28 protein-coding genes and 4 tRNA genes are annotated in these 26232 nt (G+C 70.5%); 25 read left to right on the top strand and 7 right to left on the bottom strand.

Annotated features, from left to right (window positions below):
• Positions 1 to 11: 11 nt before the first annotated feature.
• From OG624_RS23955 to OG624_RS23975, 5 genes are all read left to right on the top strand, one after another.
• Complete coding sequence (locus tag OG624_RS23955; RefSeq protein ID WP_033224200.1) at positions 12 to 1565, top strand: complex I subunit 4 family protein; 1554 nt, start codon at positions 12 to 14, stop codon at positions 1563 to 1565.
• A complete protein-coding gene (locus tag OG624_RS23960) occupies positions 1562 to 3094 on the top strand; it encodes an NADH-quinone oxidoreductase subunit N (RefSeq protein ID WP_051763622.1) in 1533 nt (510 codons plus the stop codon). Before OG624_RS23955 ends, OG624_RS23960 begins: the two co-directional genes overlap by 4 nt.
• A gap of 202 nt (positions 3095 to 3296) precedes the next feature.
• Positions 3297 to 4160 carry a zinc metalloprotease HtpX gene (gene htpX, locus OG624_RS23965; RefSeq protein WP_033224201.1) on the top strand — a complete coding sequence of 288 codons (864 nt, stop codon included), beginning with the start codon at positions 3297 to 3299 and terminating at the stop codon, positions 4158 to 4160.
• Entirely contained in the window at positions 4157 to 4549 is a 393-nt protein-coding gene (locus OG624_RS23970; protein ID WP_033224202.1) for a YccF domain-containing protein, read from the top strand. Before htpX ends, OG624_RS23970 begins: the two co-directional genes overlap by 4 nt.
• A 121-nt stretch (positions 4550 to 4670) precedes the next feature.
• A complete protein-coding gene (locus OG624_RS23975; protein WP_033224203.1) occupies positions 4671 to 5195 on the top strand; it encodes an SMI1/KNR4 family protein in 525 nt (174 codons plus the stop codon).
• Here OG624_RS23975 and OG624_RS23980 read toward each other — a convergent pair.
• From OG624_RS23980 to OG624_RS23990, 3 genes are all read right to left on the bottom strand, one after another.
• Positions 5179 to 6411 carry an APC family permease gene (locus OG624_RS23980; RefSeq protein WP_371639829.1) on the bottom strand — a complete coding sequence of 411 codons (1233 nt, stop codon included), beginning with the start codon at positions 6409 to 6411 and terminating at the stop codon, positions 5179 to 5181. The two genes, OG624_RS23975 and OG624_RS23980, sit on opposite strands and share 17 nt — an antisense overlap.
• Positions 6412 to 6429: 18 nt before the next feature.
• Positions 6430 to 7857: a SulP family inorganic anion transporter gene (locus tag OG624_RS23985; protein WP_033224205.1), complete on the bottom strand. Its 1428-nt coding sequence runs from the start codon at positions 7855 to 7857 to the stop codon at positions 6430 to 6432.
• A gap of 194 nt (positions 7858 to 8051) precedes the next feature.
• A complete protein-coding gene (locus OG624_RS23990; protein ID WP_030009008.1) occupies positions 8052 to 8540 on the bottom strand; it encodes a YajQ family cyclic di-GMP-binding protein in 489 nt (162 codons plus the stop codon).
• 200 nt (positions 8541 to 8740) lie between these two features.
• On the opposite strand from OG624_RS23990, the gene OG624_RS23995 reads away from it, so the two are divergent.
• From OG624_RS23995 to OG624_RS24005, 3 genes are all read left to right on the top strand, one after another.
• Positions 8741 to 8822 (top strand) — tRNA-Tyr (locus tag OG624_RS23995).
• A gap of 222 nt (positions 8823 to 9044) precedes the next feature.
• A complete protein-coding gene (locus OG624_RS24000; protein ID WP_237546001.1) occupies positions 9045 to 9983 on the top strand; it encodes a hypothetical protein in 939 nt (312 codons plus the stop codon).
• A gap of 133 nt (positions 9984 to 10116) precedes the next feature.
• Positions 10117 to 10557, top strand: coding sequence for a DUF3574 domain-containing protein (locus tag OG624_RS24005; protein WP_266352979.1), 441 nt, complete (start codon positions 10117 to 10119; stop codon positions 10555 to 10557).
• 34 nt (positions 10558 to 10591) lie between these two features.
• Here OG624_RS24005 and OG624_RS24010 read toward each other — a convergent pair whose 3' ends face one another.
• Both OG624_RS24010 and OG624_RS24015 read right to left on the bottom strand, forming a co-directional pair.
• The gene (locus OG624_RS24010) at positions 10592 to 11248 is read right to left on the bottom strand and encodes an SDR family oxidoreductase (RefSeq protein ID WP_033224207.1); all 657 of its coding nucleotides are present in this window, start codon (positions 11246 to 11248) and stop codon (positions 10592 to 10594) included.
• Between the two features lie 53 nt (positions 11249 to 11301).
• On the bottom strand, positions 11302 to 12576 hold the full coding sequence (locus OG624_RS24015) for an amidohydrolase family protein (RefSeq protein WP_371639830.1): 1275 nt from the start codon (positions 12574 to 12576) through the stop codon (positions 11302 to 11304).
• A gap of 343 nt (positions 12577 to 12919) precedes the next feature.
• Here OG624_RS24015 and OG624_RS24020 point away from each other — a divergent pair.
• From OG624_RS24020 to OG624_RS24065, 10 genes are all read left to right on the top strand, one after another.
• Positions 12920 to 12992, top strand: a tRNA-Thr gene (locus OG624_RS24020).
• A gap of 48 nt (positions 12993 to 13040) precedes the next feature.
• Positions 13041 to 13113: transfer RNA gene (locus OG624_RS24025), tRNA-Met, on the top strand.
• A gap of 88 nt (positions 13114 to 13201) precedes the next feature.
• Positions 13202 to 13366, top strand: a complete 165-nt coding sequence (gene rpmG, locus OG624_RS24030; RefSeq protein WP_003956487.1) for a 50S ribosomal protein L33 — start codon at positions 13202 to 13204, stop codon at positions 13364 to 13366.
• Between the two features lie 136 nt (positions 13367 to 13502).
• Positions 13503 to 13955: a MaoC family dehydratase N-terminal domain-containing protein gene (locus OG624_RS24035; RefSeq protein ID WP_030726006.1), complete on the top strand. Its 453-nt coding sequence runs from the start codon at positions 13503 to 13505 to the stop codon at positions 13953 to 13955.
• Position 13956: 1 nt separating this feature from the next.
• Complete coding sequence (locus tag OG624_RS24040) at positions 13957 to 14385, top strand: MaoC family dehydratase (protein ID WP_030758157.1); 429 nt, start codon at positions 13957 to 13959, stop codon at positions 14383 to 14385.
• 277 nt (positions 14386 to 14662) lie between these two features.
• Positions 14663 to 15232, top strand: coding sequence for a TetR/AcrR family transcriptional regulator (locus OG624_RS24045; protein ID WP_266442958.1), 570 nt, complete (start codon positions 14663 to 14665; stop codon positions 15230 to 15232).
• Positions 15233 to 15314: 82 nt separating this feature from the next.
• Entirely contained in the window at positions 15315 to 16763 is a 1449-nt protein-coding gene (locus OG624_RS24050) for an MFS transporter (RefSeq protein WP_371639831.1), read from the top strand.
• A gap of 53 nt (positions 16764 to 16816) precedes the next feature.
• Positions 16817 to 17215: a DUF3291 domain-containing protein gene (locus OG624_RS24055; RefSeq protein WP_033225038.1), complete on the top strand. Its 399-nt coding sequence runs from the start codon at positions 16817 to 16819 to the stop codon at positions 17213 to 17215.
• Positions 17212 to 18351 (top strand): UDP-N-acetylmuramate dehydrogenase, encoded by a 1140-nt coding sequence (locus tag OG624_RS24060; RefSeq protein ID WP_352164587.1) that lies wholly within the window; start codon positions 17212 to 17214, stop codon positions 18349 to 18351. The genes OG624_RS24055 and OG624_RS24060 overlap by 4 nt, the downstream gene beginning before the upstream one ends.
• Positions 18352 to 18436: 85 nt before the next feature.
• Entirely contained in the window at positions 18437 to 18784 is a 348-nt protein-coding gene (locus OG624_RS24065) for a hypothetical protein (protein ID WP_244290966.1), read from the top strand.
• Here the strand turns inward: OG624_RS24065 and OG624_RS24070 are convergent.
• On the bottom strand, positions 18774 to 19793 hold the full coding sequence (locus OG624_RS24070; RefSeq protein WP_371588283.1) for an adenosine deaminase: 1020 nt from the start codon (positions 19791 to 19793) through the stop codon (positions 18774 to 18776). The two genes, OG624_RS24065 and OG624_RS24070, sit on opposite strands and share 11 nt — an antisense overlap.
• Before the next feature lie 226 nt (positions 19794 to 20019).
• A complete protein-coding gene (locus OG624_RS24075; RefSeq protein ID WP_033225041.1) occupies positions 20020 to 21246 on the bottom strand; it encodes a pyridoxal phosphate-dependent aminotransferase in 1227 nt (408 codons plus the stop codon).
• A 193-nt stretch (positions 21247 to 21439) separates the two neighbouring features.
• Between OG624_RS24075 and OG624_RS24080 the strand changes: the two genes are divergently transcribed.
• The 7 genes from OG624_RS24080 (at position 21440) to rplL (ending at position 25859) form a co-directional block, all read left to right on the top strand.
• Positions 21440 to 21512: transfer RNA gene (locus tag OG624_RS24080), tRNA-Trp, on the top strand.
• Between the two features lie 106 nt (positions 21513 to 21618).
• Positions 21619 to 21900 (top strand): preprotein translocase subunit SecE, encoded by a 282-nt coding sequence (gene secE / locus OG624_RS24085; protein ID WP_030388883.1) that lies wholly within the window; start codon positions 21619 to 21621, stop codon positions 21898 to 21900.
• 83 nt (positions 21901 to 21983) lie between these two features.
• Entirely contained in the window at positions 21984 to 22883 is a 900-nt protein-coding gene (gene nusG / locus OG624_RS24090) for a transcription termination/antitermination protein NusG (protein WP_033225042.1), read from the top strand.
• 165 nt (positions 22884 to 23048) lie between these two features.
• A complete protein-coding gene (gene rplK, locus OG624_RS24095) occupies positions 23049 to 23483 on the top strand; it encodes a 50S ribosomal protein L11 (protein ID WP_030008445.1) in 435 nt (144 codons plus the stop codon).
• Between the two features lie 88 nt (positions 23484 to 23571).
• Positions 23572 to 24300: a 50S ribosomal protein L1 gene (gene rplA / locus OG624_RS24100; protein WP_033225044.1), complete on the top strand. Its 729-nt coding sequence runs from the start codon at positions 23572 to 23574 to the stop codon at positions 24298 to 24300.
• 534 nt (positions 24301 to 24834) lie between these two features.
• On the top strand, positions 24835 to 25365 hold the full coding sequence (rplJ, locus tag OG624_RS24105) for a 50S ribosomal protein L10 (protein WP_030008449.1): 531 nt from the start codon (positions 24835 to 24837) through the stop codon (positions 25363 to 25365).
• A gap of 110 nt (positions 25366 to 25475) precedes the next feature.
• Positions 25476 to 25859 (top strand): 50S ribosomal protein L7/L12, encoded by a 384-nt coding sequence (rplL, locus tag OG624_RS24110; RefSeq protein WP_033225047.1) that lies wholly within the window; start codon positions 25476 to 25478, stop codon positions 25857 to 25859.
• Positions 25860 to 26232: the final 373 nt, after the last annotated feature.

Here is a 26232-nt window from a genome sequence, read left to right on the forward strand (position 1 = left end):
GCCCGTCCGTGATGCAGTTCCTTCTGGCGTTCATCGTGGCCGCACCGCTCCTCGGCTCCGCCGCGGCGCTCCTGCCGGCCCCGCCCGGCCTCAAGGGCAAGAGCCCCGAACAGGCCGTGCTCCGCCACGGCGTGACCGTGACCGGCGTGATCCTCGCCGCGGCCGTCGCCCTCACCCTGGGCTTCGACCACGACGCCCCGTCCCGCATCCAGGCGACGACGGACATCAGTTGGATCCAGGCGCTGAACGTCCGGATCCACCTCGGCGTCGACGGCATCTCGCTCCCCCTCCTCCTGATGACCGCGCTGCTGTTCTTCCTCTGCGCGCTCTACAGCTACTTCAAGCTCCCCGCAGGCCCGTCCCCGAAGGCCTTCGTCGCGCTGCTCCTCGTCCTCGAGTCCGGCACCCTCGCGACCTTCGCCGTCCTCGACCTGCTGCTCTTCTTCCTCGCCTTCGAGATGGTCCTCATCCCGATGTACTTCCTCATCGCCCGCTGGGGCGGTGCTCAGCGGCAGGCCGCCGCCTGGAAGTTCATCCTCTACACCCTCCTCGGCTCCGTCGTCATGCTGCTCGGCCTGCTCCTCATCGGTGTGACGGCGGGCACATTCGACATGGTGGCACTCGCCTCTGACAACGGCCGCGAACTGTCCCACACCACCCAGATCCTGGCCGTGCTCGCCATCGGGATCGGCCTCGCGGTGAAGACCCCGATGTGGCCCCTGCACAGCTGGCTCCCGGACGCCCACACCGCCGCGCCCACCGTCGGATCCGTCCTGCTGGCGGGCGTTCTGCTCAAGATGGGCACGTACGGGTTCGTCCGCATCCTGCTGCCCGTCACCCCCGACGGCATGGCCACCTTCGCCCCCTATCTGGGCGCCTTCGCCGCCGTCGGCATCGTCTACGGATCGCTCGCCTGCCTCGCGCTGGCCCGCAAGGGCAACAAGGGCGACCTCAAGCGCCTCATCGCCTACTCCTCCGTCGGCCACATGGGCTTCGTCCTCCTCGGCATCGCGAGCATGACCCCCACCGGCGTCAACGGCGCGCTCTTCGCCAACATCGCCCACGGCCTGATCACCGGCCTCCTCTTCTTCCTGGTCGGCGCCCTCAAGGACCGCTACGGCACCGCCGACCTCGACACCCTCGCCGGGGCCACCGGCGCCGCCCTCTACGGCCGTGCACCCCGCATGGGCGCCTTCCTCGCCTTCGCCGCCGTCGCCTCCCTCGGCCTGCCGGGCCTCGCCGGTTTCTGGGGCGAGATGCTCGCCCTCTTCGGGGCCTTCGACCCCGCCGAGGGCCTCTCCCGCCCCGCGTTCCTCACCTACACGGCCGTCGGCGCGTTCGGCACCCTGCTCACCGCCGCCTATCTGCTGATCGTCGTACGGCGCGTCTGCATGGGAGACCCGAAAGCCGGTCCCGAGCTCGCCGTCGCGGACATCCAGCGCTACGAGTTCGCCGCCTGGACCCCGCTCGTCGCCCTCACCGTCCTCGCCGGCCTGTGGCCCGCGGTCCTCCTCGGCCTCACCGACCCGGCCGTCCAGAAGCTCCTCGCAGGAGGCAATTCATGACGGCCACGACGGACCTGACGGTCCTCTCCGCCGAGGCCCCGAGCCTGGTCCAGTCCGTCGACTGGCTCGCCATCGCACCCGTGGTGATCACCGCCGCCGTCGGCCTGGTCGTCCTCGTCGCCGACCTGTTCCTCGCCGAGCGCCACAAGCCCGCCCTCGGCTGGATCTCGGTCGCCGGCCTGGCCGCCGCGACCGCGACCCTGCTGCCCCTGCGCGCCGGTGACCGGGCCACCTTCTGCCTCACCGGCGACCCGGAGGCCTGCAGCTACGTCGCCGACCACTTCACGCTCGTCATCCAGTTCCTGGTGCTGGCCGGCGCCCTGGTCACCGCCCTGCTGTCGGTCACCGCCGTCCGTGACACCCGCATGCCGGCCGGCGAGTACTGGTTCCTGCTGCTGTCCTCCGCCGCCGGCGCGGCCCTGCTGCCCGCCTCCCGCGACCTCGCCACCCTGATCGTCGCGCTCGAGGTCGCCTCGCTGCCCGCCTTCGCCCTCGTCGGCATGCGCCGCGGCGACCGGCTCTCCTCCGAGGCCGCCCTGAAGTTCTTCCTGTCCTCCGTCACCGCCACCGCCGTGTCGCTGATGGGCGTCAGCTTCGTCTACGCCGCCACCGGCTCCCTGCACCTCACCCAGGTCGCCGACCGTCTCGAAGACGTCCCCGGGCAGCTCGACACCCTCGCCATGGCCGGTGTCGCGCTCACCCTCGTCGGCTTCGCCTTCAAGACGGCGGCCGTCCCCTTCCACTTCTGGGTCCCCGACACCTACGTCGGCGCCCCCCTGCCCATCGCCGGCTACCTCTCGGTGATCGGCAAGGCCGTCGGCTTCACCGGCCTCATCCTCGTCACGGTGATCGCCTTCCCGGCGTACTCCGACATCTGGGGCCCCGCCCTGGCCGTCCTCGCCGCGCTCACCATGACCCTGGGCAACGCCGCCGCCCTGCGGCAGTCCCCGGACCGCCCGAACAGTGCCGTACGGCTGCTCGCCTGGTCCTCGGTCGGCCAGGCCGGCTACCTGCTGGTTCCGATCGCCGCGGCCGCGTACTCCGGCCGCGACCAGATCGGCTCCACCGTCGCCTACGCCCTCATGTACGCGGCCGTGAACCTCGGCGCCTTCGCCGTGGCCGCCCTCGTCGCCCGCACCAAGCCGCTCCACCGGATCAGCGACTACCGCGGGCTGTACGCCGAGCGCCCGCTGGCCGCCCTCTCGCTGGGCTTCTTCCTGCTCTGCCTGGCGGGCCTGCCGCCGGGCATCATCGGCCTCTTCGCCAAGGTCACCGTCTTCCGGTCCGCGGTCGACGCGGGCCTGGGCTGGCTGGCCGTGGTCATGGCGATCAACGTCGTCATCGCCCTGTACTACTACCTGCGCTGGACGGCCCTGCTCTTCCGCACCCCCGAGGGCGCGCAGACCCGTACCCGCGCCCCCTGGCCGGTGGCGGCGGCCATCGTCGTCACCGCGATCACGGCGGTCGTCCTCTCGGGCGCCCCGGAACTCATCCTGCGCGTCACCTCGGGCAGCCTCTTCGCCCAGTGAGCCGGCGCGTGTAACCCGTACGGAGCAGTCCCCGCCGCGACCTCGGCCTTCCCCGGGAAGGGGCCGTGGCGGGCGACCGCCCCGCCATGCCCTGGGAACCAGACGCCCTCACCTCGCGTTGACCAGGAAGGGAGGGTCCACTGGACCGTAGACCCTCACATCCATGACGGGCTCCCCTGCCGCACCACTTGGAGGGCGTACCGTGCACCGCCGGCACAACGGGCTGAAGACCGCCGTACTCCTCGGCGGGCTGTCCGCACTCATCATCCTCATCGGAAGCTTCTTCGGACGAGGCGGCTTGATCATCGCCGTCCTCGTCGCCCTCGGGACGAACGCCTACGCGTACTGGAACAGCGACAAGCTGGCTCTACGCGCGATGCGCGCCCGCCCCGTGAGCGAGTTCGAGGCTCCCCAGCTCTACCGCATGGTGCGCGAGCTCTCCACGTCCGCGCGCCAGCCCATGCCACGCCTGTACATCTCACCCACCGAGGCCCCCAACGCCTTCGCCACCGGCCGCAACCCGCGCAACGCCGCGGTCTGCTGCACCGAGGGGATTCTGCGGATCCTCGACGAGCGCGAGCTGCGCGGGGTCATCGGCCACGAGCTCAGCCACGTCTACAACCGCGACATCCTGATCTCCTCGGTCGCCGGCGCCCTCGCCTCGGTGATCATGTTCCTGGTGAACTTCGCCTGGCTGATCCCGATCGGTCGGTCGAACGACGACGAGGGCCCCGGCCTCCTCGGCATGCTGCTGATCATGATCCTGGGCCCGCTGGCCGCCTCCGTGATCCAGCTGGCCATCAGCCGCTCGCGCGAGTACGAGGCCGACGCCTCCGGCGCCCAGCTCACCGGCGACCCACTCGCCCTGGCCAGCGCCCTGCGCAAGCTCGACGCCGGTACCAAGCAGCTCCCACTGCCCCCCGAGCCCCGGTTGGAGGCGGCGAGCCACATGATGATCGCCAACCCGTTCCGCCCAGGTCAGGGCCTTTCTAAGATGTTCTCCACACACCCTCCGATGGCCGAGCGCATCGCCCGGCTCGAACAGATGGCAGGCCGCCGCCAGTGAAGACAATCCTCAACATCATTTGGCTCATCCTCAGCGGCATCTGGCTGTTCCTGGGATACATCCTCGCGGGCGTGCTGCTCTGCATCACGATCATCGGTATCCCGTTCGGCATCGCCGCCTTCCGCATCGCCGTCTACGCCCTCTGGCCCTTCGGCTACACCACGGTCGAACGCCACGACGCCGGCGCCCCGTCCTGCATCGGCAACGTCCTGTGGCTGGTCCTGGCCGGCTGGTGGCTGGCCCTCGGCCACATCGTCACGGGCATCGCCCTCTGCGTCACGATCATCGGCATCCCCTTCGGCATCGCCAACTTCAAGATGGTCCCGCTCTCCCTGCTCCCGCTGGGCCGCGAGATCGTCCCGACGGACGCGCCGTTCGCCTCGCGCTGACACGGCCGCCGGCGTCGTGGACGCCACCACACACCCCGCCCGCATGCCGACCGGATCGGCCTGCGGGCGGAGTTGTCCACAGGCCTGGGCGGCTGTCGGTGGGGTGCGTCACCATGAACGCATGAACGAGACCGAGCAGTTGCTGGAGCAAGTCGCCGCGCGTGCGCACAACTCCGCGCAGGGGAACGGAAAGCCCCTGCCCGCCGCCCTGGGCACGGCCGAGATCGCCCGGGCCGAGGGCATACTCGGCTTCGCCCTGCCGCCCCTGCTCGCCGCGCTCTACACCCGTGTCGGCGACGGCGGATTCGGCCCGGAGTGCGGACTGCTGTCACTGCACGACGCCGTCAGTGCCTACGGGGCGGGCCGCTCCTCGGCCTGGCGCTGGCCCGAGGGCGTGCTGCCGATAGCCGACTTCGGGTGCTCCCTGTCCGTCTGCGTCGACTGCCGCTCCGACACCGCCCAGGTCCTGCTCTTCGATCCCGGACTCGGGGAGCCGGAGCTCGCCTGGTCCATCGACACCCCCAGCCTCGCGGCCTGGCTGCACGGCTGGCTCGACGGCACCGCCTGGTACTGCGACGCGTCCGGGGCGGGTGAGGAGTTCGACCTGGAGCTGACGCTCTGGGACGGATTCAGATCCCGGATCTGAGCCGCCGTACCCCGTACACAACTACGCCCACCGCCAGCACCGTCGCCCCCCAGGCCACGGACGCGAGGGGCAGCGCGCATGCCAGCACGACACAGCCGGACAGCCCGACCACTGCCACGGCCCGACCCTTGACAGCTGAATCGAGAGTCCACGCGGAGGCGTTCGCGATCGCGTAGTAGGCGAGCACCCCGAAGGAGGAGGAACCGATCGCGCCCCGCAGATCGGCGGTGGCCGCCAGCACCGCCACGACCGCTCCCACCGCCAGCTCCGCGTGGTGCGGCACCTGATGCCGGGGATGCACGGCCGCCAGCCCGCGCGGCAGATGACCGTCCCGGGCCATCGCCAGGACGGTCCGCGACACCCCGAGCACGAGCGCCAGCAGCGAGCCCAAGGCGGCCAGGGCCGCGCCCACCTGGACCACCGGGGCCAGTCCGGGCCGCCCGGCCGCCCGCACCGCGTCGGCGAGCGGCGCCGACGACCCCGCCAGCCCCTCCGCGCCGAGCACCGACAGCGCCGCCACCGCCACCGCTGCGTACACCAGCAGCGCGATCCCCAGCGCGATCGGCACCGCCCGCGGGATCGTCCGTTCCGGGTCGCGCACCTCCTCGCCCAGGGTGGTGATCCGGGCATAGCCCGCGAAGGCGAAGAACAGCAGACCCGCGCCCTGCAACAAGCCGAAGATCCCCTGAGGGGATCCGCTCAGCCGCCCCGGGTCGGCCGCCCCGGAGGACAGGCACACCACGACCACCCCGGCCAGCACCGCCAGGACGACCGCCACGATCAGCCGGGCGATCCGGGCCGACTTCTGCACACCCCCGTAGCTCGCGGCGGTCAGCGCCACCACCGCCGCGACGGCCACGGCGTGCTGCTGCCCGGGCCGGAGATAGGCCCCGACCGTGAGGGCCATCGCCGCACAGGACGCGGTCTTGCCGATCACGAATCCCCAGCCGGCCAGATACCCCCAGAAGGGCCCGAGCCGCTCGCGCCCGTACACGTAGGTGCCACCGGAGGCCGGATACCGGGCGGCCAGTCGCGCCGAGGAGTGCGCGTTGCAGTAGGCCACGACACCCGCCACAGCCAGAGCGGCGAGCAGACCCCCACCCGCCGCCCCCGCCGCCGGAGCCAGGGCGGCGAAGATACCGGCGCCCACCATCGCGCCGAGCCCGACGACGACGGCGTCGGACACTCCCAGAGTGCGCTTCAACTCGTGTTCCACCGGCGGAGGGTAACCGCCCTAGATGACGCCCTCCCGGCCGGGCAGTGGCGACCGCGCGCGCTCCCAGCCCTCCAGGGCCGTCAGACAGGCATGGTCCAGATGGCGCAGCCCGCTCAGATCCAGCCGCACCGGCTGCCCGTGCGGCAGCGCGTCCAAGGCGTCGAGCAGCTTGGGCAGCCGCAGGAAACTGGCGTTGCCCAGGACCTGCACGCACAGCGCCTCGTCCTCCCACACCTCCTCGATGTGCACGTGAGAGGTCTCCCAGGCCGCCTTGGCGACGGCGAGCCCCAGCCCGATCAGCACGCCCTCGAAAAGATTGGTGACCACGATCGCCGAGGCCGTGACCACCAGTACCACCGCCTCGCCCCGGTGCGTCCGCCACAACGCGGCCACCGCCTTGGCCGGTAGCAGCTTCCAGCCCGCGTGCAGCAGCACCCCGGCCAGCGCGGCCAGCGGCACGATCTCCAGAAGCTGCGGAAACGCCACGGCGAAGAGCAGCAGCCAGCCACCGTGCAGCACCCGGGACGCCCGGGTCCGCGCCCCGGCCTCCACATTGGCGGCGCTCCGCACGATGACCGCGGTCATCGGCAGCGCGCCGAGCAGCCCGCACACGCTGTTGCCCACGCCCTGGGCCATGAGTTCCTTGTCGTACTCGGTCCTCGGCCCGTCGTGCATGCGGTCCACGGCCGCGGCGCTGAACAGCGTCTCCGCGGAGGCGATCAGCGCCAGCGCGATCACGGTGCCGGCCGCGCCGACCGAGGCCAGCACCTCGAAGTCGCCCCAGCCGGGAGGGGACACGGCCGCCAGTACGCCCGTCACCCGCACCTTCTCGACGGGCAGCCGCAGCATCACGGCCGCGGCGGTGGCGGCGGCCACCCCGACGAGCGCCCCCGGCACGATCCGCAGCCGGGCGGGCACCCGGCGCCAGGCGACCATGACGGCGATCGTCCCGACCCCGAGCAGTACGGCGGCCAAGTCGGCCTGCGACCCGAGCTCGTGCACCCCGCGCAGCTTCGCCAGGGTGTGCCCCGGAGCCTCCACACCGCCCAGGGCGTAGAGCTGCCCGGAGATCAGCACCAGCCCGATCCCGGCCAGCATCCCGTGCACGACGGCGACGGAGATCGCCCGGAACCACCGCCCGAGCCGCAGCATCCCCATGCCCAGCTGCACCACCCCGGCGGCCAGCACCATCACCCCGAGCGCGGGTAGACCGTACGCCTGCACCGCCTCGTAGACGAGGACGGTGAGTCCGGCCGCGGGGCCGCTCACCTGGAGGGAACTCCCGCGGAACCATCCGGTGACCAGACCGCCGACCACCCCGGTGACGATTCCCAGCTCGGCCGGTACCCCGGAGGCGACCGCCACCCCGACGCACAGAGGTAGAGCGACCAGCGCGACGACCACGGACGCCCCGAAGTCATCGCGAAACGTGCCGTCCCCAGGCATGCGAGATCCCCCTGCCACGCGGTGATGTGATGCCACCCAGCGTGGTGGGCGCACTCATCGCGCCCCAAGTGATCACAGGAGGCCGCGGTGGCGCGTGCGCCGCACACGCCCCGCACACACCCCCTTCGCAACCGCCACGGCCCGGCGGTCGGTGAAGACCGCCGGGCCGGCGTGGGGAAGGTCGCGCAACAGGGTCAGCGGTAGTTCACGAACTGGATCGCGAAGTCCAGGTCCTTGCCCTTGAGCAGCGCCTGGACCTCCTGGAGGTCGTCACGGCTCTTGGAGCTGACACGCAGCTCCTCGCCCTGGACCTGGGCCTTGACGCCCTTGGGACCCTCGTCCCGGATGATCTTCGCGACCTTCTTGGCATTCTCCTGGGAGATGCCCTCCTCGATCGTGGCGAAGATCTTGTACTCCTTGCCGGACAGCTGCGGCTCCCCGGCGTCCAGCGCCTTCAGCGAGATCCCGCGCTTGACCAGCTTGGTCTCGAAGACGTCGAGGACGGCCTTCACGCGCTCCTCGGAGTTCGCCTCCATCAGGATCTTCTCGCCGGACCAGGCGATCGTGGCGCCGGTGCCCTTGAAGTCGTAACGCTGCGAGAGCTCCTTGGCGGCCTGGTTGAGGGCGTTGTCGACCTCCTGCCGCTCGACCTTCGAGACGATGTCGAAACTGGAGTCGGCCATGTGCTGTGGCTCCTTGAAGTTGGTTGCGATCACCCCGGAGGGCGCGGCCGGACATGCCCGGACCGCTCGGCAAAGCCTAGCCACCGCGCCCACCCCTGGCGCTGATCAATCCGGTGGTGAAGCACCCCCGGTCATCAGGTATCGTTTACGTCGTTGCCAGGGAGCGCCGCCGCAAGGCGGAAAAAATGGCAGCAAATCTTGGCGGTGTGCCCGAGTGGCCAAAGGGAGCAGACTGTAAATCTGCCGGCTCAGCCTACCCAGGTTCGAACCCTGGCGCCGCCACGCGAGTGGAACCCCCGTTCATCTGTGGAATCACAGTGGGCGGGGGTTCTTTCGTATCGGCGATTGCTCCGGTCAGATGAACTTCTCACCTGACTGGGCCACAGGCCCGGCCCTGCCGGCGCCACAGTTGGGCCGCGGCCCGGTCGGATGGGCGGCGCGTGACGCACGCACCCCTCCCATCGCATCCCGCGGCAGCCCTCGGCGCCGGCGGGTAAGGAAGCCATGAACCTGAACCATCAGCTGGCGACGATTCAACGGCCCCGGGGGCGCTCCCGGGTTCTGCTCGCCTCCATCGCCGCTGCTGCGGCCCTCACCGGCCAGTTGATCGCGCTGGCGCCGGCCGCATCCGCGGACGGGCCCAAGCCGACGGGCCACCACGACGTGAAGCCCGTCGAGGGCAAGAAGCACGCGCTGTCGGAGCACGACAAGCACAAGAAGCACGGGCCCCTGGCCGTTCACGGCCTGCGGCAGTTCACCTCGGACAACACCTTCACCCCGCCGCCGGGCGTCACCTCCGTGTTCGTCCAGGCATGGGGCGCCGGTGGTGGCGGCGGTGGTGGCGGCGGGTCCGCGCGCAACAACGGTGGCGGCAATCCGAACAACCCGAACAGCTCGACCGACGGAGCCACCGAGGCGGACGCCGCCGCGGCCGCGCGGAACACCGGTGGCCACGGTGGTGGCGGCGGTGGCGGCGGCTTCACCTGGTGCGTCATCCCGGTCACCCCGCTGGCGGACTACGGCGTGGACGTCGGCACCGGAGGTGCCAACGGCCTCGGCGGCGCAGCGGGCGCCAACGGCACCGCCGGCGCCGCAGGCACCACCACGTCGCTGACCGTGGCGTCGTCCAACACCGTGCTGCTCACGGCCACCGGCGGCGGTGGCGGCGGTGGCGGCGGCGCGGCCGACCGCGGGCCCGGCGAGCCGGGCACGCCCGGCCTCGGCGGCACCGGAACGTGCTCTTCGGGCGGCGTCAACCACAACGGTGACCCGGGCAACGCCGACGGCACCGGCGGCGGCACCGCGGACGGCATCGTCCAGCTCCCGGACGGCACGGCCGTGGGCGGCGACGGCGGCCGCGGCGGCGGCACCAACCGAGCCATCGGCAACTCCGGCTCCCGCGGCAAGGACGGCGGCGACGGCTACGTAGTCATCTACTGGTAGCCGTAGCTCCGCACCACAGCACCGACCGGAAGCCCGTCCCGTCCGCCACCGCGGACGGGCGGGCTTCCCGCCGTCGCTCGCCGAAGCGCCGACCACGGCCGCAACGTCGGCGGCTCCGGTTCGTTCACCGGGGGTGAAATGGACATCTGACACGCGCGGGAAGGTCGGCGGCGGGGTTCTCATGGCCCTGCTCGGCGCAGGGATTCCGGCTCTGGTGGGAGCGGCCCTCCACACGGACGTCGGGCAGCCCTACCAGGAGACCCGGCTGTACTTCGGCACCCAACGGGCCGACGGCCGCAACCCGGTCGAGGAACGCGAGTTCATGAGGTTCCTGGACCTGGAGATCACCCCCGCCTTCCCCGAGGGGCTGACCCTCCACGACGGGTACGGCCAGTGGCGCGGCCAGGACGGCAAGACCGTCCGCGAGACCTCGTACGAGGTGGTCCTGCTCTACCCGGAGAAGGAGGCCGACGAGCGCAGCACGCGCATCGAACGGATCCGGCAGGCGTACGAGGACCGGTACCAGCAGGATTCCGTCGGCCGGTCCGACGACAAGATCAGCGCCGGCTTCTGAGCCACCGGACCGGCGGACTACCGCGGCCCCGGCCTCAGTTGCCCGCCACGTCCTTCACGGCCACCTGCACCGGCGTCGAACCGGAGAGCAGCTCCAGGGTCAGGCCCGCCGTCGCCGGGGTCTCGACCAGCTCGGCCAGCACCGCCGCCACGTCGTCGCGCGGGACGGCCCCACGGCCCGTCCGCGCCTCCAGACGGACCAGGCCCGTCCCCGCGTCGTCGATCAGCGAACCGGGGCGCAGGACCGTCCACTCCAGGCCCAGCCGGGTCCGTACGTGGTCATCGGCCTCGCCCTTGGCCCGCAGGTACGCGTCGAAGACCTCGTCGCCCCCGTGATGCGCGTCCGCGCCCATCGAAGAGACCATCAGGAAGCGCCGCACGCGGGCGCGTTCGGCGGCGTCGGCGAACAGCACCGCCGCGCCCCGGTCCACGGTGTCCTTCCGCCCGATCCCGCTGCCTGGGCCCGCACCGGCCGCGAACACCGCCACGTCCGCGCCCTGCAGAATCCCCGCCACATGCTCCACCGAGGCCGATTCCAGATCGCAGAGCACCGGCTCGGCGCCCGCCTGCCTCAGGTCGTCGCCCTGTGCCGGATCGCGGACGATACCCGCGACCTCGTACCCGCGCGCGGCGAGCAGGCGCTCCAGCCGCAGCGCGATCTGACCGTGTCCACCCGCGATGACGATGCGCATGACCCGACCGTACGACGAGCCGGGCGCCGACGCCCGCGAGCGGACGGCGAACCTCAGGTACCCGACTCCGTACGGCCCTGCCGGGGCAGGTCCAACGCCACCGCGACAGCGGAGTCGCAGTACTCCCGTACGGCACTCGTACGGGCTACGACCCGCCCGCGGTGGATCACGATCCGGCTGTAGGCGAGGGACAGCACGCCCGCGATCCGGTCCCCGCGCACGGCCAGCAGCTCCGCCGGGAAACCGGCTTCCACCCGGACCTCGGGCAGGCCCATGGCCTCGCGGGCGCAGCCGCTGACGGACTCGTAGGCCGCGGCCGCCCGGAGCCCGCCCTGGGAGGCCAGCAGATACGCGGCCTCCAACGGGTCCCCGCGGCCTACGGGGTTCCCGGCGTCCCGCAGTGCCCCGCTGCCGGCCGCGACGCGCACACCGGCGGCCCGTAGCAGCCGGACGGGGGCGGTGCGCAGGCCACGACGTTCCAGGGCCGCGCAGTCACCCTGGGGCAGGCAGGTGACCCGTACGCCGGCCGCGGCCAGTTGGTCGGCGGCGCGGGCGGCCGCGTCCAGCGGGAGCCGGGCCAGACCACCGCAGGGGCCGATGGTCACGCCGGGGCGCAACCCGCCGGCCATCGCCGCGAGCCGGGCGAGGCGGCCCGGGTCGTCACCGTCCGTGTGCAGGTCCACGGGGCAGCCGTGCTCGGCGGCGAGTTCCAGGACGGCTTCGAGGAAGCCCGTCGGGTCCGGGTCCAGGTCCGGGCAGCCGCCGATCACGGAGGCGCCCATCTTGACCGCGTCCCGCAGCATGGCCAGCCCGTCCGCGCCCGCCACCCCGGTCAGCAGCCGGGGAACGGCCACGGCGGTGAGGTCGGCCAGCCCGCGCAGGGAGCGGCGGGCCTGGAGCACGGATTCCATGGGGCCGAGGCCGTGCACGTCGCCGATGCGGACGTGGGAGCGGACGGCGGTGGCGCCGTGGCCGAGCTGGAGCAGGGCGGCTTCGGTGGCCCGGCGCTGGACCTCGTCGGGGGTGTAGGACACGGGCCCGTCGGCGTCGGCGGTCAGCGCGGTGTCCCCGTGGGCGTGCGGCTCGGCGGGGGCGGGGAGCAACAGGTAGCCGGTCAGGTCCACCCGCGACAGCGCGGGGGAGGGGAGACTGCCCGTGGTGCCGACGGCCTGGATCCGGCCGCCGCCGAGGCGGACGTCCACGGTGCGGCCGTCGGTGAGACGCGCTCCGGTGAGCAGCAGGGTGGTGGCCTCGGCTGCGGCCGCGTTGCCGTTGCCGTTTCCGCTGCGAGGCGATTGGAACGGCTGCTGCGGCTGGCTGTCGGACATCGCGCTCCTGCGGTGGCTCGGGCGGTTCCTGGAGCCGTGGCCCGCGGCCCAAGATCACGCAGCGTGCTCCGAGCCTAGGGCGCGGGGCTGCCCGCTTCGCGGAAGAGCGCAATAGTCGTACCGGTGTGGTGCCACGCGCCGGAGCGCCCGCACGCGCGCCCCGAAGGGCTCCAAGGCTCCGATCGGCGACCGCCGGAGTGTGAGCCCCACCACAATCTGCCCGAAAAGTGGGTCGGAAGTGATCCACGGGTTGATCGGGAGCGGCTCGCCAACCCCCTCGGAGCCCTGTCCCCGCAAAGGATTTGGGCGATCGGCAGGCAACCGTGTAATGTCTTCATCGCTCGCCCCAATAGCTCAGTCGGTAGAGCGTCTCCATGGTAAGGAGAAGGTCTGCGGTTCGATTCCGCATTGGGGCTCTGGTGAGAGAGGTTCCCCACCCTCGGGTGGGGAGCTGATCACATCAAAGCGGCGTAGCTCAGTCGGTAGAGCAAGCGGCTCATAATCGCTGTGTCACCGGTTCAAGTCCGGTCGCCGCTACACACAGTAGCCGATTGCGGGGTCGGTCTCCCGGTCGGCTACTCTTGTATGCGTTCATCCGTCCCAATTTCCGTCAAGGAGCACTCACGTGGCTGCCACCGACGTCCGCCCGAAGATCACGCTGGCCTGCGTGGAGTGCAAGGAGCGGAACTACATCACCAAGAAGAACCGGCGTAACAACCCGGACCGTCTTGAGATGAAGAAGCACTGCCCGCGCTGCAACTCGCACACCGCGCACCGCGAGACCCGCTGACCCCAGCGAAGTCTCGAATAACAGGCACAGTCATGAGGTCGTCCCCTTCATTGGGGGCGGCCTTGTGTCGTTTCCGTGCTCGTTCCTGTCTTTGTTCTTGCGTCATTCGTGTCCCTTCAACAGGAGGTAGTGAGTCATGGCTCTCGACCAGTCCTTCGTGGGGCGGAGCTACCCGCCCACCGATCCGTACGAGGTCGGCCGGGAGAAGATCCGCGAATTCGCGGCTGCGGTGGGTGACACCAATCCCGTCTTCAGCGATCCCGAAGCTGCGAAGTCGTACGGCTACCCCGATGTGATCGCTCCGCCGACTTTTGTGTTCGCGATCACTTTCAAGGCGGCCGGCCAGGTCGTCCAGGACCCGCAGTTGGGGCTGGACTACAGCCGCGTCGTGCACGGTGACCAGAAGTTCGCGTACTCCCGCCCGGTGCGCGCCGGTGACCGCCTGTCGGTGACCTCCACCATCGAGTCCGTGAAGTCGCTCGCGGGCAACGACGTCATCGACATCCGCGGCGAGGTCCACGACGAGACCGGCGAGCACGTGGTGACGGCGTGGACGAAGCTCGTCTCCCGCGCCCCCGAGGAGGCCTGACATGGCAGCGCAGATCCAGTACGCCGACGTCGAGGTCGGCACCGAGCTGCCGGCGGCGTCCTTCCCCGTGACGCGCGCCACGCTCGTCCAGTACGCGGGCGCCTCGGGCGACTTCAACCCGATCCACTGGAACGAGAAGTTCGCCAAGGAGGTCGGACTGCCGGACGTGATCGCGCACGGCATGTTCACCATGGCCGAGGCGATCCGCGTGGTCACCGACTGGGTCGGCGACCCGGGCGCGGTGGTCGAGTACGGCGTGCGCTTCACCAGGCCGGTCGTGGTCCCGAACGACGACCAGGGCGGGCTGATCGAGGTCACGGCGAAGGTCGCCGCGAAGCTGGACGACAACCGCGTCCGGGTCGACCTGACGGCGATGAGCGCGGGCCAGAAGGTCCTGGGCATGTCCCGCGCGGTCGTCGAACTGGCCTGAGCCGACGGCACGAACGAGCAGGGCGGGGGCGCCGAACCGGCGCCCCCGCCCTTTTCGTGGGACGGGGACGGGGCTGGAGCGGGCCGGGGGCTTCGGGGGCGGGGTCGGTCGGCCGGGGTCGGGACGGCGCGGCGGTGGAGGCGGCGGTGGCCGCTCGCCCGCCGCCCTCGCCCCGCCCCGCTCCCCGACCCCGACCGGTCGGCTGCCGAGCCCCTGGCACCGACCCCGCCTCACCCCGCCGCTTGACTGGTTAGTGATTGAGCAATAACTTTGTCTCATGGTCAGGATGAGCGCGGACGAGCGGCGTGAGAGTGTCATTCGGGCGGCGATGCATGAGTTCGCCCGGGGTGGCTACTACGGGACGTCCACCGAGGCGATCGCCAAGCGGGTGGGGGTCTCGCAGCCCTATCTGTTCAGGCTCTTCCCCAACAAGCAGGCGATCTTCCTGGCCGCCTCCGAGCGCTGCCTGCGGGACACCCGCGAGGTCTTCGCCGCCGCGGTCGAAGGCTTGCGCGGCGAAGAGGCGCAGCAGGCCATGGCCAACGCGTACACCCAGCTGATCGTCGAGGATCCCGACAAGCTCCAGATGCAGCTTCAGATGTACGTCACCGTGGCCGCCGCCGAGGCGGCCGGGGATCACGAGCTCGGCGAGCTGGTCCGCAAGGGCTGGATGGAGCTTTGGGACACCGTGCACGTGCCGCTCGGCGCGGACGTGGGGGAGACCACGACCTTCATGGCGTACGGGATGCTCATCAACACCCTGGCCGCCATGGGGTTCCCGCCCGAGCACCGGGTCTGGCAGGGCTTCTACCCCGACGCCGAGGTCAAGGGCCGCCTGGAGAAGTGAGCGAAGCCCGTGCCGGCGGTCCGGTGCGGTTTCGCATGATCGATGAAGTTAGTCATCAATAACTAACGAAGTAGGGGGAATCGTGAACACACCCGACACCGACACCAAGCTCCGCGGGCCCGCCGTCTGGGCCCTGATCCTCACCGGCGTGGCCAGCTTCATGGCCGCACTCGACAACCTGGTCGTCACCACCGCCCTCCCCGCCATCCGGGAGGACCTCGGCGGCAAGCTGGAGGACCTGGAATGGACGGTGAACGCGTACACGCTCACCTTCGCCGTCCTCCTCATGTTCGGTGCCGCCCTCGGGGACCGCTTCGGTCGCCGCCGGCTGTTCATCGTGGGCCTCGCGATCTTCACCGGAGCCTCCGCCGCGGCCGCCCTCTCGCCCGGCATCGACGCGCTCATCGCGGCCCGCGCCGTGCAGGGCGTCGGCGCGGCGATCATGATGCCGCTCACCCTCACCCTGCTGACCGCCGCCGTTCCGGCCGCCCGCCGCGGCATGGCCCTCGGGATCTACGGCGCCGTCACCGGCCTCGCCGTCGCCAGCGGCCCCCTCATCGGCGGCAGCCTCACCGAGCACATCTCCTGGCAGTGGATCTTCTGGCTCAACGTGCCGATAGGCCTCGCCCTGATCCCGCTCGCCCGCCTGCGCCTCGCCGAGTCCACCGCCCCCGACGCGCGCCTCGACGTCCCCGGCACCCTGCTCATCAGCGGCGGCCTCTTCGGCATCGTCTACGCCCTGGTCAACGCCAACTCCGACGGCTGGACCAGCGCCACCGTCCTGACCTGCCTGATCGTCGGCGCCGCGCTCGTCGGCGGCTTCATCCACCACGGCTTCAACAGCGCCAACCCCATGCTCCCCATGCGGCTCTTCCGCGACCGCGGCTTCCTCGGGATCAACCTGGCCAGCCTGCTGATGTTCCTCGGCATGTTCGGCTCGATCTTCCTGCTCAGCCAGTTCCTCCAGGGCGTCGCCGGCTACTCGCCCACCGAGGCCGGCCTGCGCATGCTCCCCTGGACCGGAATGCCCATGCTCGTCGCCCCGCTGGCCGGGATCCTCTCCGACCGCATCGGCGGCCGCCCCGTCGTCGCCGCCGGTCTCGCCTTCCAGGCCCTCGGTCTCGGCTGGTTCGCGGCGATCCTGAGCGCGGACGTCTCGTACGCGGCCCAGCTCCCGCCGCTGATCCTCAGCGGTATCGGTATGGCCCTCTACTTCGCCCCCGCCGCCAACGTCCTGATGTCCACCGTCGCCCCGGCCGACCAGGGCAAGGCCTCCGGCACCAACAACGCCCTGCGCGAGGTCGGCGGAGCCCTCGGTGTCGCGGTCCTGGCCTCGGTCTTCTCCGCCCAGGGCGGCTACGAGTCCCCGCAGGCCTTCACCGACGGCACCATCCCCGCCCTGTGGATCGGCGCCGCCGCGGTCGCCCTCGCCGCCGGACTCGCCCTGCTGGTGCCCCGTAAGGCCAAGGCCGACCGGACCCCCGCCGACCGGACCGTCGCGGTCCCCGAGAAGGTCCCCGCCGCGGGCTGACCCGCCGGCACCACCACCCGTACGCCCCGCCCCGTAGCCAAGGAGTGCACGCCGTGCCCGACATCCCCTGGTCCACGCCCACCCAGGCCGCCCCCGACGCCGAGGTCTACGTCATGGCCTCCCGCTTCGAGACCGCCACCCTCGTCGGCGCCTTCCGGTTCTTCCTCAAGGCGCCCGGCATCATCCTCCAGATGCGCAAGGCCCCCGGTGCCCACGGCGTCGCCCTGCGCGCCCGAGTCTTCAGCCGGACCTTCCTCACCCTCTCCGCATGGGAGGACCGGGACGCCCTCTACCGCTTCGCCCGCAGCGAGCCCCACCGCTCCAGCTCCCGCGCCGCCAGTGCGTACATGAAGGAATCGGTCTTCACCTACTGGACCGTGCCGGCCCGCGAGCTCCCCCTCACCTGGGACGAGGCCGAACGCCGCCTCGCCGAGCAGAGCGCGAGCCACTGACCCGCCCGGCAGGGGGGACGAGTGAGTACGGTCCGTGGCCCCGCAGGGATGCGAGGGGCACGGACCGTACTCTTGTCCACGTGCAGGAACTCCACGATGCCCCCCTCGCCCCGCTGACCACCTTCCGTCTCGGTGGTCCCGCCGCCCGCCTGGTCACCGCGACCACCGACGCCGAGGTCGTCGCCACCGTGCGCGCCGCGGACGAGAGCGGCACCCCGCTCCTGATCATCGGCGGCGGCAGCAACCTGGTCATCGGCGACCGCGGCTTCGACGGCACCGCCCTGCGCATCGCGACCACCGGCTTCCACCTCGACGGGACGCGGTTGGAGCTCGCCGCGGGCGAGAACTGGAGCGACGCCGTCGCCCGCACCGTCGAGGCCGGCCTCGCCGGTATCGAGTGCCTCGCCGGAATCCCCGGCTCGGCCGGCGCCACCCCGATCCAGAACGTCGGCGCGTACGGCCAAGAGGTCTGCGACACCATCACCGAGGTCGTCGCCTACGACCGCACCACCGGCGAAACGGTCACTCTCGGCGCCGCCGAGTGCGCCTTCCGGTACCGCAACAGCACCTTCAAGGACCAGCCCGACCGCTACGTCGTGCTGCGCGTGCGCTTCGCCCTGGAGGACGCCGGCGGCCTGTCCGCGCCGATCAAGTACCCCGAGACCGCCCGCGCCCTCGGCGTCGAGGCCGGCGACCGGGTCCCCGCCGCCACCGCCCGCGAGACGGTGCTGCGGCTGCGCGCCGGCAAGGGCATGGTCCTCGACCCCGCCGACCACGACACATGGTCGGCCGGCTCCTTCTTCCACAACCCGATCCTGACCGACGAGGCCTACGCCGCCTTCCTCGCCCGCGCCCAGGACCGCCTCGGCCCCGACGCCACCCCGCCCGCGTACCCCGCCGGCGACGGCCGTACGAAGACCAGCGCGGCCTGGCTGATCGACAAGGCCGGCTTCACCAAGGGCTACGGCACCGGCCCGGCGCGCATCTCCACCAAGCACACCCTGGCCCTCACCAACCGAGGCGAGGCCACCACCGAGGACCTCCTCACCTTGGCCCGCGAGGTCGTCGCGGGCGTCCACGCGGCCTTCGGCGTCACCCTGGTCAACGAACCGGTGACGGTCGGCGTCAGCATCTGAGGAGCCCCGGCCGCCCATGCTCTGTCCCCTCCACGGGGCCGGTACGGACCCCACCCGTCTCGTGGGGCGCACACTCAGCCGAGTCGTGGCGTCCTGGCACATCAGCGACGGCGAACGTTCCGAGGCGCCCCTCGACGTCTGGCTGATCGACAGCATCGGCGACACCATCCGCATCACCACCGGATCCGACCACTGCCTCATCGTCGAGTCCGCCACCCCGCACGCGGCGTACGACATGGGGGAGTGGGGCCGCATCGAGGTCGGTGAGGACCTCGGTGACCACCCCTTCCTACGGCACCTCGGCGAGACCGTCGCCTCGGTCGCCGAATTCGCCCTGCCCGAGCAGGGCCGCACCCACCTGGAGATCGGCTTCCTGGACGGCGGGCGGGTACGCGCCGACTGCTACGAGGGAGACCTGCGGCTCACCCGGTGACCCAGTGGTCGATCCCCGCCAGCAGCTTGGCCTGTACGTCGTCGGGCGCCGCGCTGCCGCGCACCGACTGGCGGGCCAGCTCGGCGAGCTCCGTGTCCGTGAAGGCGTGGTGGCGGCGCGCGATCTCGTACTGGGCCGCGAGCCGGGACCCGAAGAGCAGCGGGTCGTCGGCGCCCAGCGCCATGGGGACCCCGGCCTCGAACAGGGTGCGCAGCGGGACGTCCTCGGGCCGCTCGTAGACCCCGAGGGCCACGTTGGAGGCCGGGCAGACCTCGCACGTGATCTGCCGGTCGGCGAGCCGCTTGAGCAGCCGGGGATCCTCCGCGGCCCGCACCCCGTGCCCGATGCGGGAGGCGTGCAGGTCGTCGAGGCAGTCGCGGACGGAGGACGGGCCGGTGAGCTCGCCGCCGTGCGGGGCGGCGAGGAGGCCGCCCTCGCGGGCGATGGCGAAGGCCCGGTCGAAGTCACGGGCCATGCCGCGGCGCTCGTCGTTGGAGAGGCCGAAGCCGACGATGCCGCGGTCGGCGTAGCGGACGGCGAGGCGGGCGAGGGTGCGGGCGTCGAGGGGGTGCTTCATGCGGTTCGCGGCGATGAGGACCCGCATGCCGAGGCCGGTCTCGCGGGAGGCCGCGTCCACGGCGTCCAGGATGATCTCCACGGCCGGGATCATTCCGCCGAGCAGGGGGGCGTAGGAGGTGGGATCCACCTGGATCTCCAGCCAGCCGCTGCCGTCCCGTACGTCCTCCTCCGCGGCCTCGCGGACCAAGCGCCGGATGTCGTCGGGCTCGCGCAGACAGGAGCGGGCGGCGTCGTAGAGCCGCTGGAAGCGGAACCAGCCGCGCTCGTCGGTGGCGCGGAGCTTGGGCGGCTCCCCGGCCGTCAGGGCGTCGGGAAGGCGCACGCCGTACTTGTCGGCGAGCTCCAGCAGGGTCGATGGCCGCATCGACCCGGTGAAGTGCAGGTGGAGGTGGGCCTTGGGCAGAAGCGTGAGATCGCGTGCGTGCTCCATCTGGTGATCCTGCCGTACCGCTGCGCTCGGCGGGAGGGGGTTTTACCGATCGGGGGCTTGCGCGAACGCGTGAACGGGTGCGGATCCGCTGCGCGGGGGCCTTCCGGGCGCCGCCCGGACCCGCGCCTCAAACGCCGGCGGGGCTGAGTGTGCCCGGCGGGGCCGGAAACGCCTGGGCGGCGGCACCCTCGGGGGTACCGCCGCCCAGATCGTGCTGCGGGCCGCGTCAGGCCTTGGCCTCCGCCAGGAGCTTCTGGATGCGGGACACGCCCTCCACCAGGTCCTCGTCGCCCAGGGCGTAGGACAGGCGCAGGTAGCCGGGGGTGCCGAAGGCCTCGCCCGGGACGACCGCGACCTCGACCTCGTCCAGGATCAGGGCGGCGAGCTCGACGGAGCTCTGCGGGCGCTTGCCGCGGATCTCCTTGCCGAGGAGCTCCTTGACCGACGGGTACGCGTAGAACGCGCCCTCGGGGGTCGGGCAGAAGACGCCGTCGATCTCGTTGAGCATCTTCACCATCGTCTGGCGACGGCGGTCGAAGGCCTTGCGCATCTCCGCGACCGCGTCGAGGTTGCCCGAGACGGCGGCCAGCGCGGCGACCTGGGCCACGTTGGAGACGTTCGAGGTGGCGTGCGACTGCAGGTTGGTCGCCGCCTTGATGACGTCCTGCGGGGCGATGACCCAGCCCACGCGCCAGCCGGTCATGGCGTACGTCTTCGCGACGCCGTTGACGATGATGCACTTGTCGCGCAGGGCGGGGACCAGGACCGGCAGCGAGGTGAACTTCGCCTCGCCGTAGACCAGGTGCTCGTAGATCTCGTCCGTCAGCACCCACAGGCCGTGCTCGGCGGCCCACTCGCCGATCGCCTTCGCGTCGGCCTCGCTGTAGACCGAGCCGGTCGGGTTGGACGGGGAGACGAACAGGACGACCTTGGTGCGCTCGGTGCGCGCGGCCTCCAGCTGCTCGACGGAGACGCGGTAGCCGGTGGTCTCGTCGGCGACGACATCGACCGGGACACCGCCGGCGAGACGGATGGACTCCGGGTAGGTGGTCCAGTACGGAGCCGGGACGATGACCTCGTCACCCGGGTCCAGGATGGCCGCGAAGGCCTCGTAGATCGCCTGCTTGCCACCGTTGGTCACCAGGACCTGCGAGGCCTCGACCTCGTAGCCGGAGTCGCGCAGGGTCTTGGCGGCGATCGCGGCCTTGAGCTCGGGCAGACCGCCGGCCGGCGTGTAGCGGTGGTACTTGGGGTTGCGGCAGGCCTCGACCGCCGCCTCGACGATGTAGTCCGGGGTCGGGAAGTCGGGCTCGCCGGCACCGAAGCCGATCACCGGGCGCCCGGCGGCCTTGAGGGCCTTGGCCTTGGCGTCCACGGCGAGGGTGGCGGACTCGGAAATGGCGCCGATACGGGCGGACACCCGGCGCTCGGAGGAAGGCGTTGCAGAGGTCATGCGAGCAATCGTCCCAGACGGCAAAGAAGCGCCGCACACCGTTTCAGTCAACGGACCGACGCATGTCAGCTCGGGTGCTGTTCGACGTCACGGCCCGGTTCACGTACACTCACCTGTCGTTGGACCTCACCAGTCGCTGCAGAGCGCGAGCACTCCGTGCACTCGCTCGGATGCGGTAGGTTGGGGGACGCAAAGGGTCGTAGCTCAATTGGTAGAGCACTGGTCTCCAAAACCAGCGGTTGGGGGTTCGAGTCCCTCCGGCCCTGCTCCACACTCCATCTCGGACGTGTGTGCGCAGGTACGTACTTAGATGCAACGCCGTGCGGCGCAACCGGGCGCGGTACGGCCACGACCCGGATTCAGGTGAGAGACGTGACGGACGCCCTGGGCTCCATCGACATGCCTGACGCCGAGGACGAGACGCGCGAGAAGAAGGCCCGCAAGGGCGGCAAGCGCGGCAAGAAGGGCCCTCTGGGCCGTCTCGCGCTTTTCTACCGCCAGATCGTCGCGGAACTCCGCAAGGTTGTCTGGCCTACTCGTAACCAGCTCACGACGTACACCACCGTGGTGATTGTCTTCGTGGTCATCATGATCGGTCTGGTTACCGTGATTGACTTTGGGTTCGAAAAAGCCATCAAGTTCGTCTTCGGCTGATCCCCGCGGAGGGCGGCGCCTTGATGGTGTCGCCCGTTTTCGCATGTTCCACCACCTTTTGTATCCAGGAAGAAGCAGCCACCGTGTCTGACCCGAACCTGAACGCGAGCCACGACTCCGTCGAGTCCGTCGAGGACGAGCTCGACATCGTCGAGGCGGCAGACGCTGTGGACCCCGACGAGGCCGAGCTCGCCGACGCCGAGGCGGGTGCCCCCGCCGAGGAAGCCGCGCTGCACGTCGAGTCCGACGAGGACGAGGACGAGGCTGACGTCGAGGTCGACGCTGCGGTCGAAGAGGCTGCTGACGACGCCGAGGTCGCCGAGGAAGAGGCCGAAGAGGCCGCTCCGGTCGAGCCCGCCGAGCCCGTCGACCCCATCCAGGCCCTGCGCGAGGAGCTGCGTCTGCTCCCCGGCGAGTGGTACGTGATCCACACCTACGCCGGCTACGAGAAGCGCGTGAAGGCCAACCTGGAGCAGCGCGCCGTCTCGCTGAACGTCGAGGAGTTCATCTACCAGGCCGAGGTGCCCGAGGAAGAGATCGTCCAGATCAAGAACGGCGAGCGCAAGAACGTCCGGCAGAACAAGCTGCCCGGCTACGTTCTCGTCCGCATGGATCTGACGAACGAGTCCTGGGGCGTCGTGCGTAACACGCCTGGTGTCACCGGCTTCGTCGGCAACGCGTACGACCCGTACCCGCTGACCCTGGACGAGATCGTCAAGATGCTCGCCCCGGAGGCGCAGGAGAAGGCCGCCAAGGCCGCCGCGGAAGAGGCCGGTCTGCCCGCGCCCGCCGTCAAGCGCACCATCGAGGTCCTGGACTTCGAGGTCGGCGACTCGGTCACCGTCACCGACGGCCCATTCGCGACGCTGCAGGCGACCATCAACGAGATCAACCCCGACTCGAAGAAGGTCAAGGGCCTCGTCGAGATCTTCGGCCGTGAGACCCCGGTCGAGCTCAGCTTCGACCAGATCCAGAAGAACTGATCTTCTGAGCGACAGCTTCCGGACAGGTCAGATCGCCCCGTGAAGGGCGGTCTGACCTGCTCGGTTTTTAGCCCCGCACCGATACCCGTTATCGTGGTGCGGTATGCCTCCATCCGGATGACCGGATGGGCGGCTGAAAACTCTCACTAGGACCCGGAGAGAGCAATGCCTCCCAAGAAGAAGAAGGTCACGGGGCTTATCAAGCTCCAGATCAAGGCCGGTGCGGCCAACCCGGCTCCGCCGGTCGGCCCCGCGCTCGGTCAGCACGGCGTCAACATCATGGAGTTCTGCAAGGCCTACAACGCCGCGACCGAGTCGCAGCGTGGCATGGTCGTGCCGGTGGAGATCACGGTCTACGACGACCGCTCCTTCACCTTCATCACCAAGACTCCGCCGGCCGCGCGCCTCATCCTGAAGCACGCGGGCATCGAGAAGGGCTCCGGCGAGCCCCACAAGACCAAGGTCGCCAAGCTCACGGCTGCCCAGGTCAAGGAGATCGCCGAGCTGAAGATGCCCGACCTGAACGCCAACGACATCGACGCCGCCGTCAAGATCATTGCCGGCACCGCGCGTTCGATGGGCGTCACCGTCGAAGGCTGATCCAGCCACCCCCAGCACCATCAGTGGTAGGACCAAGCGCTGGTCCGCACCACGACTCCATGCCTGAAGCCAAAACACAGGAGCAGAAGTGAAGCGCAGCAAGACTCTCCGCGCTGCGGACGCCAAGGTCGACCGGGAGAAGCTGTACGCCCCGCTCGAGGCCGTCCGTCTCGCCAAGGAGACCTCCACGACCAAGTTCGACGGCACCGTCGAGGTCGCCTTCCGCCTGGGTGTCGACCCGCGCAAGGCCGACCAGATGGTCCGCGGCACCGTGAACCTTCCGCACGGCACCGGCAAGACCGCCCGGGTCCTGGTCTTCGCGACCGGTGACCGTGCTGCGGCCGCGGAAGCCGCCGGCGCCGACATTGTCGGCGACGACGAGCTGATCAACGAGATCGCCAAGGGCAACCGCCTGAACGAGTTCGACGCCGTTGTGGCCACCCCGGACCTCATGGGCAAGGTCGGCCGCCTCGGCCGCGTGCTCGGTCCCCGTGGCCTGATGCCGAACCCGAAGACCGGCACCGTCACGATGGACGTCGCGAAGGCTGTCACCGAGATCAAGGGTGGCAAGATCGAGTTCCGCGTCGACAAGCACTCGAACCTGCACTTCATCATCGGCAAGGTCTCCTTCACCGATGAGCAGCTGGTCGAGAACTACGGCGCGGCCCTGGACGAGATCCTTCGTCTGAAGCCGTCCGCCGCGAAGGGCCGCTACATCAAGAAGGCCGCCCTCAGCACCACGATGGGCCCCGGTATCCACCTGGACTCGAACCGCACCCGGAACCTCCTCGTCGAGGAAGACCCGGCTGCTGTCTGAGCCTGACGGCTCACCGAGTGGCTCAGCGGGCCCCTCGCCCCCTTCACAGGGTGGCGGGGGGCCCGCTTCCGTGTTCCGGGCCGCCGTCCCCGCGTGCCGCGGACCGTACGCGTTCCTCGCCGCTCGTGGGCGTCCTCACGGCCCTGCGGCGGCGACAAGGCCGAGGGGGCGACGCCGAGCACCACAGGGCAGCCTCACGGCCGCGGACCAGGCCCCGCAGGCGGAGCAGGTGATGCCGGCACGGCGCTCCGGGACGCCGGACCGGGCGGCCCGGGCCTCGGCTCCTGAGGCGATTTGCCTCGGCTGCACCCCTTCACGTAGTCTTCCCCAGAAGCCAAAGACCGCTGGTCGTTGCCGTGCCCGCAAGGGTTCGGTGGCCGAAGGATCCGTTGAATGCGGACGACCCGCGTAGGTGACTGTGGAAGGTTCCCGGAATTCGTTCCGGTCGAGCCACGCCCTGGCGCCTGCGCCGGGGCGTTTTTTGTTCAGCCCCTTCTGAGCGGTCCTCATCACCCGGAAGGAGGCGAACGCACCATGCCGACGCCCAACAAGGCTGCATCGGTAGCCGAGCTCAAGGACGCGTTCCAGAGCTCGAACGCCGCCGTGCTGACCGAGTACCGGGGTCTCACCGTCGCGCAGCTCAAGACGCTGCGTCGCTCCCTTGGTGAGAACGCCCAGTACGCCGTGGTGAAGAACACGCTGACCAAGATTGCGGCCAACCAGGCCGGGATCACCGCGCTGGACGAGCACTTCGCTGGTCCGACCGCGGTCGCCTTCATCACCGGTGACCCGGTGGAGTCGGCGAAGAGCCTGCGTGACTTCGCCAAGGACAACCCGAACCTCATCATCAAGGCGGGTGTCCTTGATGGTAAGGCGCTCACCGCCGATGAGATCAAGAAGCTTGCGGACCTCGAGTCCCGCGAGGTTCTGCTCAGCAAGCTGGCCGGCGCGTTCAAGGGCAAGCAGTCTCAGGCTGCCTCGCTCTTCCAGGCGCTGCCGTCGAAGTTCGTCCGCACCGCGGAAGCGCTTCGCGTCAAGCTCGCCGAGCAGGGCGGTGCCGAGTAATTCGGCTCGCGCACTGATCCACGCCGCCTAGTGCGTGGGTCGTAGCGGGCCGTTACGCCCGCCTCTATATACATCCGGCACCTGCCGATTTAGTGGAAGGATCGCCCATCATGGCGAAGCTCTCTCAGGACGACCTCCTCGCCCAGTTCGAGGAGATGACCCTCATCGAGCTCTCCGAGTTCGTGAAGGCCTTCGAGGAGAAGTTCGACGTCACCGCCGCCGCGGCCGTCGCTGTTGCCGGCCCCGCCGGTGTCGGTGCTGCCCCCGAGGCCGCCGAGGAGCAGGACGAGTTCGACGTCATCCTCACCGGTGCCGGCGACAAGAAGATCCAGGTCATCAAGGTCGTGCGTGAGCTGACCTCCCTGGGTCTGAAGGAGGCCAAGGACCTCGTGGACGGCGCTCCGAAGCCGGTCCTCGAGAAGGTCGCCAAGGAGGCCGCTGACAAGGCCGCCGAGTCCCTCAAGGCTGCCGGCGCGGCTGTCGAGGTCAAGTAACACCTCTGAGGCCCTCCAGGGCCTCATCCAAGGGCGATCACCCGTAAGGGTGGTCGCCCTTTGGCGTACCCGTAGTGCCTGACTTGCCCTGGTCTCGTTGGGGAGTAGGGTGATCATCGTTGCTCCGGAGCAGGGTCCGAAGATGATCCGCTCGGAGCAGGGGGCCTTGACGAACGGGACGCGGCGCGCAATTCTCAGTCCCGTCGAGAGGTCGACCGCCTGGATCCGAGATCCGAGGCATGGATCGACTACGAAGAGGGCAGTACTGATACGCGCTCTGTGCACGAGTACGGGCGCCGCAGCGTTGGACACAGTGTTGGTTGAACGACATGGGGAAGGCCTGTTGCCGGTTTCCGGAAACCTGGTCTGGACA

It is taken from the genome of Streptomyces virginiae, from assembly GCF_041432505.1.
In the GTDB taxonomy this organism is placed as follows: Bacteria; Actinomycetota; Actinomycetes; order Streptomycetales; family Streptomycetaceae; genus Streptomyces; species Streptomyces virginiae_A.